The following is an 11188-nucleotide window of genomic DNA, read 5'->3' on the forward strand; positions in this document are numbered from 1 at the left end:
TGTGCCGAGCCTTGCTCGGCAGAGGCCTTACAAACAATGCCTCCTGTCGTGCCGCGCCATGCTCGGCTGTAACTTCACCGGTAACGCCCCAGCCGAGCTTGGCGCGGCTCTACAGCTTTGCCCCCTCCCTTTCGCGCAGCGAAGGGGAGGGTTGGGGAGGGGTTGGCTTTGCCGCCGCTGATGTTGCGTCTGCTTCGCGGCTTACGCCGCTCCTACAAAGGCGGGGTCATGCAGTGCCGAGCCATGCTCGGCAGGGGCGTCACCGGTAAAGCCTCAGCCGAGCATGGCTCGGCTCTACAGTGATATTTCAGACAACAACTGCTTACAGATAAATCCTGGTCGTGCCCTGCGGTGCATCATCAATGATGGCGTGCGGCAGGAACCGGGCGCTGTCGCGGGTGATGCGGCTATTGTCTTCGCGGATGCCAACGCCACAGGCGCGGTCACCCACCACCCAACTGCCAACCAACGGGTAATTGCCATCAAACACCGGCAAGGCATGGAACGCCTGGCGGATACTCGGCCCGTTGTACGGCCCTTCGCTCTCCTGCCAGCTGCCGTCGCTCATGTGCATTGCCACATTGGCACCTTCGCGCGAATGCAATGGCTTGCGTACCCAACCGGCCGGCAAGGCACTGCCATCATCGAAATAGGACTCCAGCAGATTCGGGTGGCCACGATGGCGATCCCACAACAACGGCAAGATGCCCTTGTTGCTCAGCACGGCCTTCCACGCGGGCTCCAGCAGCTGCACGCCCGATCGCGGCAACGCCGCGCCGAACTGTTCGCGCATCAGGTCTTCCAACGGGTACAGTTTGAACAGGCTGCCGATTACCACGTCATCCAGATCGGTGAAGCGGCCATCAGCCGACAAGCCGATGTCCTCGATGGCAATCGCCGCCGCATGCAGCCCAGCCTGTGCCGCGCAATCACGCAGATAGGCCACCGTGCCCTGATCTTCCTCGGACTCGCCAACCGCGCTGAAATACAGCGGCGGCGGCAGGCGCGAGGTCAGTTCGGCGAAACGCTCCACCAAGGTCTCGTGGATGGAGTTGAACTGGTCGGCCTGCTGCGGCAATGCGCCACGGTTGCGCTGATCTTCCAACCACTGCCACTGAAAGAACGATGCCTCGTACAGCGACGTCGGCGTGTCGTAATTCAGTTCGTACAGCTTGGCCGGGCCGTTGCCGTCATAGGCAAAATCCAGGCGACCGTACAGGTGCGGATCACGCCGGCGCCAGCTTTCGGCGATCCAGTCGCGGAACGCCTCGGGGATGGCCAGCTGCGCCATCAGCGCTTCGCTACCCACCACCTCGCCAACCAGATCCATCGCCATCGCATGCAGCTCGGCGCTGGGGTCTTCGATATCGTTTTCGATCTGGCGCAGGGTGAAAGCGTAGTACGCGCTTTCATCCCAGTACGGCGCACCGTCGATGGTGTGGAAGCGAAAGCCCGCTTCTGCGGCACGGGCCTTCCAGTTACCACGCTCGGCAATTGCAACGCGCTTCACTGCATCAACCGCCGACGCTGCTGCGGCCGCCGCTACGCGCGCCAAAACCACCACGGCTGGCGGTGACGGCACGGTTCGGGGTGGCGTTGACCGGCGCCAGCCCAGCCTTGCCTGCACCAATGCCGCTGCCAGTGTTCAAACCGCCACTGCCGCCCGGTGCGGGCTTGGCCCAACCATTGGCCTTGTCCTTGAACGCAGGCTGCGATGCCGGCGGCGCGGCGACGGCGCCACGGCTGCCGTTGAGCATCTGCGACATGAAGAAGCCCATCATCATCGGGCCGATGAACGAGGTGCCGGCGCTGGTCTGCTGCTGCACGCACTGCTCGGCCGGGTATTCCTTGGCGCACTCTTCCTTGCTGGCGTACTTGGGCGCGGCATCGGCCGACTGCTTCTGCGCGGTGGCAAACGCCTCGCGGCAGCTGGACGGATCGCCGGTCGCTTCGCTACAGGCTTCCACCGAGGTGTACAGCCCTTCCTGCGTCTGCACCGCCTCTTCCTTCTGGCAGGCGGTCAGCAGCAGCGGCACGGCGCTCATCAGCACCAGTGCGGTGGCCTTGGATCGCTTCATGGTCGGTTCCCCGTCAATTTGATTCCCAATAATGCCCGATGAAGCCTGCAAGGCGGAAACCGGAAAACTCTCGAAACTGAATCGGTTTTCAGCTGATGCTGGGAAAGGCTTGGGGTGGCTGGGGTTTGGGTATTTCTGGGCTTGCATTGTTATTCAGCGCGTGGGCGCTGTTGGTGCGTTGGAAGAACAAAAACCAGAGCACCCCTCCCCACCCCTCCCCTGCGCTGCGCGCAAGGGAGGGTGCTGTTTGCTGCGCTCGTTCAGACCGCGAGCGAGCCGTCTTTACCCCTCCCTTGCGCGCAGCGCAGGGGAGGGGTGGGGAGGGCTGCTTCTGGCTTCTGGCTTCTGGCTTCGCTTCGCTCCGGCTCTTCCACCAATCGGACCAAGCAACCTTCAGCCCCCAACCAACCGCCCCATTCCACCCTCAAACCACCGCAAACCAATGGTTGCAGCTGCAACCGGGAACTTGATGCAGAATCAATCACACTGCACTTCTGCCAGCCCGTTCCAGCTCGCCCCCATGCCCGAATACCGCTCTAAAACCTCCACCGCCGGCCGCAACATGGCCGGCGCCCGCGCCCTGTGGCGTGCCACCGGCATGACCGATGGCGACTTCCACAAACCCATCGTCGCGGTGGTCAATTCCTTCACCCAGTTCGTGCCAGGCCACGTGCACCTGAAGGACCTTGGCCAGCTCGTGGCGCGTGAGATCGAAGCAGCCGGTGGCGTAGCCAAGGAATTCAACACCATCGCCGTGGACGACGGCATCGCAATGGGCCATGACGGCATGCTGTACTCGCTGCCCAGCCGCGAGATCATCGCCGACTCGGTCGAATACATGGCCAATGCCCACTGCGCCGATGCGCTGGTGTGCATCTCCAACTGCGACAAGATCACCCCGGGCATGTTGATGGCTGCGCTACGCCTGAACATTCCCGCCGTCTTCGTTTCCGGTGGCCCAATGGAAGCCGGCAAGACCAAGCTGGCCGACCACAAGCTCGACCTGATCGATGCGATGGTTGCCGCCGGCGATGACAAAGTGAGCGATGAGCAGGTGGCCGCGATCGAGCGCAGCGCCTGCCCCACCTGCGGTTCGTGCTCGGGCATGTTCACCGCCAACTCAATGAACTGCCTGACCGAGGCGCTGGGTTTGTCGCTGCCGGGCAACGGCACGGTGGTAGCCACGCACAGCGACCGCGAAGCGCTGTTCAAGCGTGCCGGCCGCCTCATCGTCGAGCTGTGCCATCGCTGGTACGGCGGCGAAGAAGCCAACGTGTTGCCACGCGGCATCGCAACCTTCGAAGCGTTCGAAAATGCGATGACGCTGGATATCGCCATGGGCGGTTCCACCAACACCATCCTGCATCTGCTGGCCGCTGCGCAGGAGGGCGAAGTAGCCTTCGATCAACGCGACATCGATCGCCTGTCGCGGCGTGTGCCGCAGCTGTGCAAAGTGGCGCCGAACACGCAGAAATACCACATCGAAGACGTGCACCGTGCTGGCGGCATCATGGCCATCCTCGGCGAGTTGGCGCGCGGTGGCTTGCTGCACACCAACGCCCCCACCGTGCACAGCCGCAGCTTGGGTGAGGCCATCGCGAAATGGGATGTCACCCAGACCCAGGACCAGGCCGTGCACCAGTTCTACAAGGCTGGCCCTGCCGGTATTCCGACCCAGGTGGCTTTCAGCCAGTCCACGCGTTGGCCCTCGCTGGACGTGGACCGCGCCGAAGGCTGCATCCGCGACGTGGCCCATGCGTTCTCCAATGAAGGCGGCTTGGCCGTCCTGTACGGCAACCTCGCCGCTGATGGCTGCGTGGTGAAGACCGCAGGCGTGGATGAATCCATCCATGTGTTCGAAGGTAACGCCCGCGTCTACGAAAGCCAGGACGCTGCGGTAAAGGGCATTCTCGGCAACCAAGTGCAGGCCGGCGACGTGGTGGTGATCCGCTATGAAGGCCCAAAGGGCGGCCCGGGCATGCAGGAAATGCTGTACCCCACCAGCTACCTGAAATCCAAGGGCATGGGTAAAGCCTGCGCCCTGCTCACCGACGGTCGCTTCTCCGGTGGCACATCCGGCCTGAGCATCGGTCATTGTTCGCCGGAAGCAGCCGCAGGCGGCACGATCGGCCTGGTCCGCGACGGCGACCGCATCCTGATCGACATCCCACAGCGTGGCATCAACCTGCTGGTCGACGGTGCAGAGCTTGCACGTCGTCGCAGCGAACAGGACACCAAGGGCTGGAAGCCGGCCGAAACGCGCCCGCGCAAGGTCACCACGGCGTTGAAGGCATACGCCCTGCTTGCTACCAGTGCCGACAAGGGTGCGGTGCGCGACAAGGCATTGCTGGACGGCTGATTGCCGCCATCACACCGGGAGTGGCTGCACTCCCGGTAGCCGGTCCAAGGGGCTCAACAGACCTCCAGCGCCCCGCCCTAGCACGTGCGTATAGATCTGGGTGGTAGTGACATCCTTGTGCCCCAACAGCTCCTGCACAGTGCGGATGTCGTGACCGGCCTCCAGCAGGTGCGTCGCAAAGGAGTGACGCAAGGAGTGGCAGGTCGCGGGCTTTGCGATACCTGCAAGGGCCCTTGCCGATTTCACCGCATGCTGCAACGGCTCTTCACTGACGTGATGCCGCCCGATTGCCCTGGTTCGCGGATCGGTAGAAAGCCGGGCAGAAGGAAACAGGTACTGCCAACCCGGCTCTGCATTTGCATTCGGATACTTGCGTGCCAATGCATAGGGCAACTGTACCCGGCCCTTTCCTTCGTCGAGATCCGCGCGGTGTATCAGCAGCGCCCGCTCGCGTTGCCGCAGCAGCCGCGCACAGAGCGATATGGGCAGCGGCACATGTCGATCCTTGTTGCCCTTGCCACTACGCACACAGATCTCATTGCGCCCGAAGTCCACATCCTTGATACGAAGCCGAACACACTCCATCACGCGCATGCCCGTGCCGTACAGCAATTGAGCCATCATTGCCGTTTGTCCCTCAGGAATGGCTTGCAGCAGTCGCGCAACCTCCTCCTGTGACAGAACAACCGGAAGGCGACGCGGCCGCTTGGCACGCACCACCTGATCCAGGCGCGGCAGCTCCATGTCCAGCACCACGCGGTAGAGAAACAGCAACGCCGACAACGCCTGGTTCTGGGTAGAAGCCGACACGTTTCTTACCGTCGCGAGGCGGGTCAGGAAGTCTCCCACTTCAGCGGCACCAAGCTCCTGGGGATGGCGTTTGCCATTGGCAAGGATGAAGCGCCGTACCCAGCCCACATAAGCCTGCTCGGTTCGCAAGCTGTAGTGACGGACCCGGATATGTTCCCTGACCCGATCCAGTAATCGTTGGGGTTTAGCTGCTTTTACGCCTGCTGAGACAGGGGTGTATTCCATATCACTGCTTCCGAGCGGCAATGAGCTTGGAGCTTGATATGGCGATGCGGGCTGGAGAATCTCGTAAGCTGTTGTTTCTCTGTGAGAATTCTCCGGTTTAAAACCGAAGCGGAAGTGGGCATACTCCGGTTTATGCCGCTTCTAGGCGGTCTACTAAGAGTTAGGCGGTGGTGTTCTGGGTTGGCTGGCCTTTCTTCTTTCAGCAGCAACATTGGCAAGTCACTGGTCGGCTCCGGGTAACAGTTCCAACTGTTCCTGGCATCGGCAGGTTTGCCACTTCGCCTTACGCTTCATTCCCCTGCCGCAATCATTTCATCGCACTTCGGTGGCAACGCTCGGCAAGGCTTCCTGGGCAAGCTCCATCCCGCGAGCTGTGGCATGATCGGCTCGCGTTGGGTTGTACAAGCAGGGCAGCGTTGGCCATGGGTTGTGCAATTGGCTGCAGCCGCCTAACGGTTCATTCAAGCCGAACTCGCTTCGCGAGTCGGCTTAATTCCAGAGTTAGGCGGCTATGAACTTCCACTGGTTGTTCTTTTCACTGGCGGCGGGTGCTACCACACCTCACAACTCGTGCATGTCGTCAGACCCAGATCTCATCTATTGCCCGGCGCCAGACGCACCTCGAATTACAGAGCTGCGCGGTGGCGCAGTTGTGCTGGAGCTGCAGATCGATCCGGACGGTTCAGTTCGTTCCTCCACGGTACTTTCATCATCTGGCCACTCAGCTTGGCCTAGCGTCGCGCAATCCACGGTGGCAAAGTGGCGCTACTCGGCGGATTCGGCTTCCCGAACACGAAAGGTTCCATTCGACTTCCAGCTTGGCAGCCCATAGCCGCCTAACAGTTCATTCAAGCCGAACTCGCTGCGCGAGTCGGCTTAATTCCAGAGTTAGGCGGTGGTGTTCTGGGTTGGCTGGCCTTTCTTCTTTCAGCAGCAACATTGGCAAGTCACTGGTCGGCTCCGGGTAACAGTTCCAACTGTTCCTGGCATCGGCAGGTTTGCCACTTCGCCTTACGCTTCATTCCCCTGCCGCAATCATTTCATCGCACTTCGGTGGCAACGCTCGGCAAGGCTTCCTGGGCAAGCTCCATCCCGCGAGCTGTGGCATGATCGGCTCGCGTTGGGTTGTACAAGCAGGGCAGCGTTGGCCATGGGTTGTGCAATTGGCTGCAGCCGCCTAACGGTTCATTCAAGCCGAACTCGCTTCGCGAGTCGGCTTAATTCCAGAGTTAGGCGGCGGTGTTCTGGGTTGGCTGGCCCTTCTTCTTTCGGCAGCAACATCGGCAGGTCACCGGTCGGCTCCGGATAGCTGCTCCATCTGTTCCTGGCATCGGTAAGTTCACCACTTCGTCTTACGCTTCGTTGCCCCAACGCAATCATTTCATCGCACTTCGGCGGCAACGCTCGGCGAGGCTTCCTGGGCAAGCTCCATCCCGCGAGCTGTGGCATGATCGGTTCGCGTTGGGTTGCACAAGCAAGGCAGCATTGGTCCGAGGGTTGATAAGTGGCCACAGCCGCCTAACAATTCATTCAAGCCGAACCCGCTTCGCGGGTCGGCTTAATTCCAGAGTTAGGGGGCAGGGAGAGTGAATCGCGTGGGAAACGTCATTGGGCTACTTCTGGGCTTGTTTGGGTTTGGTCCGGCCGGAGCAGCTAGCAAGTTCGAGCAGGTGCAAAACCAACCTTTGTTTATGGCTATGCCTAACCGGGAACTCGCAGAGGCAGCGAAGGCTGCTAACGGATCACTTCGCCATTTTCGGACTTTGCTCGCGGCTTCCCCAATCACCGATGCACCGCCGATGGTCAAGACCTACATCGCTGACCCAAAGGGCGACGGTATGTGGCTCTGGCTTAGCGTTGAGAGCGCTACCGACTCTGGCTTTAATGCTTACGTATTTGAGGCTCCGCCAGAATTCCCGGAGTTGACTCCTGGATCGCGCCGCTTCGTACCCAATGACCAAGTAGGAGACTGGGCGGCAATCATTTCTGGCGTGATGCATGGTGGCTATTCTCTGCGTGTCCAGAGGAGCCGCTTGCCCGAAGGCGAGCGTCAATCGTTTGATGGGTACATCGGGGCAAGAAGCTATGCACCGCTGCCTGCCCCCTAACAATTCATTCAAGCCGAACCCGCTGCGCGGGTCGGCTTAATTCCGGAGTTAGGCCACAAGATAGGCTATCGGAGACCCATGGACAGAGCACAACTCACTCGCCTGCTACTGCTCTTATCAATTCTGTACGTAATTGGTTTCTATTTTATTGGTAGCGCCATAAAGCCCGGCTATTCGCAGCTATCAAACTTCGTGAGCGAGTACAACGCAACAGGGACGGATCAGGCCAACACACTCACTTATGCAGGCTTCCTTGTTACTTCTGTTCTCCTGTCAGCTTTCCTTATCTCGGCCTCTCCACTCGTTCAAGTATCTGGAGCTAGCCGGTTAGGCTTCTGGCTCTTGTGGTCACTTCCTGCCTCATTCTTCCTTGCGCTATTCGCTCCATGTGATGCCGGCTGTCCAATTGAGGGTTCAACTAGCCAAATCATTCACAATTTGTACGCAATCGTGACTTACTTTGGCATGGGTGTCGGCATTGCTTTGATCTCGCTAGCCCCTAAATTCAGAGCGTTCAAGTGGCGCCGCGCCTTTATGCTTTTGGTCGGAGTCGCCTTTCCAGTGGTTTTTATGATCATGATCCAGCCGGATGTCGAACCATGGAGGGGCTTGATACAGCGATTGCTTGATGTCGCGATGGCGGTATCGCTCGTCCTGATCGCCTGGACACTCGTTTCGTCAGGCCAGCAAGCTCGCCGGGCTTTGGCCTAACAGTTCATTCAACCCGAACCCGCTGCGCGGCTCGGCTTAATTCTGGAGTTAGGTGCGCTATGGCAGTACTCGATGTATTGATAGCCACAGCAGTCTCAGACACGGACTTGCTCCGCAAGCTGGACGCACAAGGAGATCGCTTCAGCGTTCCCCGCGACGTCGAGTTCTTGCTCAAGTCCCCGTCCGCGGAAAAGGCAACGGTCGTCGCAGATTTCATCAACGACCACCAGTACGGCGTTGCTACAGCGCAAGGCTCGGAGGATTCGCCGGTTGTCCTGGTTGTCGTCAACATGCCAATTGAGCAGCACGCCATTCAATCCGTGTCAGGCTTCATGGCCTGTGTTTGTGAGTTGTTCGGGCTCGACTACGATGGGTGGGGGTGCGTCGTCCAAGCGGCGCGCACCTAACAATTCATTCAAGCCGAACCCGCTTCGCGGGTCGGCTTAATTCAGGCGTTAGGCGGCTATGAACTTCCACTGGTTGTTCTTTTCACTGGCGGCGGGTGCTACCACACCTCACAACTCGTGCATGTCGTCAGACCCAGATCTCATCTATTGCCCGGCGCCAGACGCACCTCGAATTACAGAGCTGCGCGGTGGCGCAGTTGTGCTGGAGCTGCAGATCGATCCGGACGGTTCAGTTCGTTCCTCCACGGTACTTTCATCATCTGGCCACTCAGCTTGGCCTAGCGTCGCGCAATCCACGGTGGCAAAGTGGCGCTACTCGGCGGATTCGGCTTCCCGAACACGAAAGGTTCCATTCGACTTCCAGCTTGGCAGCCTATAGCCGCCTAACAGTTCATTCAAGCCGAACTCGCTGCGCGAGTCGGCTTAATTCCAGAGTTAGGCGTCATGGACACATTCCGGCGGTTGTTCGAAAAGCCAGCTTCAGCCTCTCTACACTCTGCACTACAAGAATGCGGCGACGTGATTTCCGTGTTAATGAAGGGCACCGCCTCGACTAAGCCCTACTTTGAAGGAGTCGACTTTCCGCTAGAGGAACTGTCTCAAACAAGTGAGTTTGAGGTCGCACTCTCCAAGCTCGGCCAGGTCTGCGCCTCACGGCGCGCCGCATCAGCACTGGATCGCTTGGAGTTCGAGGGGTCACTTACATCTGTGCTTGTTCAGGGCGGGTGCCATGGCCAGGGGAGCCTGCCAAAGCAAGAAGGCAGGCATCTCGTGGAAAATGGAGTGGCCGCGCTCTTCCCGGAGCCATTTGATGAACTTCTGGTCCTCCGCATGGATGATCCAGAATGGTCAGTACTTACCAGCCAAGCTACGATTTCCAAGTCGTACTTTTGTTGGCAGGGCGCCAAAGGTTTATGGTGGTTTCTTTGCGTCATCGACTTCGATTGACGCCTAACAATTCATTCAAGCCGAACTCGCTTCGCGAGTCGGCTTAATTCCAGAGTTAGGCGGCGGTGTTCTGGGTTGGCTGGCCCTTCTTCTTTCGGCAGCCACATCGGCAAGTCACCGGTCGGCTCCGGGTAACAGTTCCAACTGTTCCTAGCGCCGGTAGGCCCGCCACTTCGCCTTACGCTTCACTGTCCTGCCGCAATCATTTCATCACACTTCGGCGGCAGCGCTCGGCAAGGCTTCTCGGGCAAGCTCCATCCCGCAAGCTGTGGCATCATCGGTTCACGTTGGGTGGCACAAGCAAGGCAGCATTGGCCCGGGGAGCGGTAAGAGCCGCAGCCGCCTAACAGTTCATTCAAGCCGACGCCGCTACGCGGCGCGGCTTAATTCCAGAGTTAGGCGGCGGTGTGTTTGGTTGGTTGGCCATTCTTCTTTCGGCGGCAACATCGGCAAGTCACCGGCCGGCTCCGGGCAGCAGCGCCAACTGCTCCTGGCATCGGCAAGCTCGCCATTTCGTCTTACGCTTCACTGCCCCACCGCAATCATTTCATCGCACTTCGCCGGTAGCGCTCGGCAAGGTTTCCGGGGCAAGCTCCATCCCGCAAGCTGTGGCATGATCGGCTCGCATTGGGTTGCACAAGCAAGGCAGCATTGGCCCGGGGAGCGGTAAGGGCCGCAGCCGCCTAACAGTTCATTCAAGCCGACGCCGCTTCGCGGCGCGGCTTAATTCCAGAGTTAGGCCCCACATGAGCAATGACGCGAATCCCAAAGTAGGCTCTTGGCCAGATCCGCCAATCCCTGACTTGGACACTGATGGGTACATGCATCCGCCGTGGGTCAAATTTCCCAATCTTCCTCGCAAGTCCTCTGGCTGGCGGATGGGCTTGGGAGAGGCATATCGAGACAGCTTTGATGCTTGGTGGTCTCGCCAAGTTCGTGCAGTTCGCTTGTCTGTTCGGGCAAAGTATCCCGAGCCGCAAGAGTGGGCTGGGTTCTGGCAGTCCCTGGCTGGGGCCTAACAATTCATTCAAGCCGAACCTGCTTCGCAGGTCGGCTTAATTCAGGTGTTAGGCCGCCTAGAAAGATGAGCGATTTTCTTCTAATTCTGCTTGTTCCAGTGCTCGCTTCTTTAGTCTGTCTTGTATGGCTTACCGCCCGCCGTTCGCTGGCATCTCTTCGAGCCGCCCTAACTTGCTCTAGTCTCTCATTGCTAGTCTGGACTTGGGCATGCTGGCAATTTCGCGACGGCATCGGGCTTGGGCAAGAGCCCTCACAGGGCCTGGCGGCTGTACAAAATTTCGTCGGGCTTGCTTGGGTTCCGTTGCTGGGTTGCGTAGTGTTCTCAGTTGTATCAGTAGCCGTTTACCGCAGGCGCAAAGTTCGCTACGGTGCGGCCTAACAGTTCATTCAAGCCGACGCCGCTACGCGGCGCGGCTTAATTCCAGAGTTAGGCGGTGGTGTTCTGGGTTGGCTGGCCTTTCTTCTTTCAGCAGCAACATTGGCAAGTCACTGGTCGGCTCCGGGTAACAGTTCCAACTGTTC

10 protein-coding genes are annotated in these 11188 nt (G+C 59.6%); 7 read left to right on the top strand and 3 right to left on the bottom strand.

The features are described 5' to 3' along the window. Positions 1–322: 322 nt before the first annotated feature. Complete coding sequence (locus tag ACVOLR_RS19225) at positions 323–1510, bottom strand: glutathionylspermidine synthase family protein (RefSeq protein WP_481537858.1); 1188 nt, start codon at positions 1508–1510, stop codon at positions 323–325. 4 nt (positions 1511–1514) lie between these two features. After that, the gene (locus tag ACVOLR_RS19230) at positions 1515–2078 is read right to left on the bottom strand and encodes a DUF1190 domain-containing protein (RefSeq protein WP_481537859.1); all 564 of its coding nucleotides are present in this window, start codon (positions 2076–2078) and stop codon (positions 1515–1517) included. A gap of 520 nt (positions 2079–2598) precedes the next feature. Here ACVOLR_RS19230 and ilvD point away from each other — a divergent pair. After that, positions 2599–4437, top strand: a complete 1839-nt coding sequence (gene ilvD, locus ACVOLR_RS19235; RefSeq protein WP_481537860.1) for a dihydroxy-acid dehydratase — start codon at positions 2599–2601, stop codon at positions 4435–4437. 9 nt (positions 4438–4446) lie between these two features. On the opposite strand, the gene ACVOLR_RS19240 is transcribed toward ilvD, so the two are convergent. Further along, positions 4447–5472 (bottom strand): integron integrase, encoded by a 1026-nt coding sequence (locus ACVOLR_RS19240; protein WP_481537861.1) that lies wholly within the window; start codon positions 5470–5472, stop codon positions 4447–4449. Between the two features lie 574 nt (positions 5473–6046). Here ACVOLR_RS19240 and ACVOLR_RS19245 point away from each other — a divergent pair. The 6 genes from ACVOLR_RS19245 (at position 6047) to ACVOLR_RS19270 (ending at position 9646) form a co-directional block, all read left to right on the top strand. Next, on the top strand, positions 6047–6304 hold the full coding sequence (locus ACVOLR_RS19245) for an energy transducer TonB family protein (RefSeq protein WP_481537866.1): 258 nt from the start codon (positions 6047–6049) through the stop codon (positions 6302–6304). A 763-nt stretch (positions 6305–7067) separates the two neighbouring features. Then, positions 7068–7580 (top strand): DUF2314 domain-containing protein, encoded by a 513-nt coding sequence (locus ACVOLR_RS19250; RefSeq protein ID WP_481537862.1) that lies wholly within the window; start codon positions 7068–7070, stop codon positions 7578–7580. A gap of 78 nt (positions 7581–7658) precedes the next feature. Continuing rightward, complete coding sequence (locus ACVOLR_RS19255; RefSeq protein ID WP_481537863.1) at positions 7659–8291, top strand: DUF998 domain-containing protein; 633 nt, start codon at positions 7659–7661, stop codon at positions 8289–8291. 59 nt (positions 8292–8350) lie between these two features. Then, a complete protein-coding gene (locus tag ACVOLR_RS19260; protein WP_481537864.1) occupies positions 8351–8698 on the top strand; it encodes a ribonuclease E inhibitor RraB in 348 nt (115 codons plus the stop codon). 121 nt (positions 8699–8819) lie between these two features. Beyond that, complete coding sequence (locus ACVOLR_RS19265; protein WP_481537867.1) at positions 8820–9077, top strand: energy transducer TonB family protein; 258 nt, start codon at positions 8820–8822, stop codon at positions 9075–9077. Between the two features lie 65 nt (positions 9078–9142). Beyond that, on the top strand, positions 9143–9646 hold the full coding sequence (locus ACVOLR_RS19270) for a hypothetical protein (RefSeq protein ID WP_481537865.1): 504 nt from the start codon (positions 9143–9145) through the stop codon (positions 9644–9646). The last annotated feature ends 1542 nt before the right edge of the window (positions 9647–11188 follow it).

It is taken from the genome of Stenotrophomonas sp. STEN030 (genome assembly GCF_056759995.1).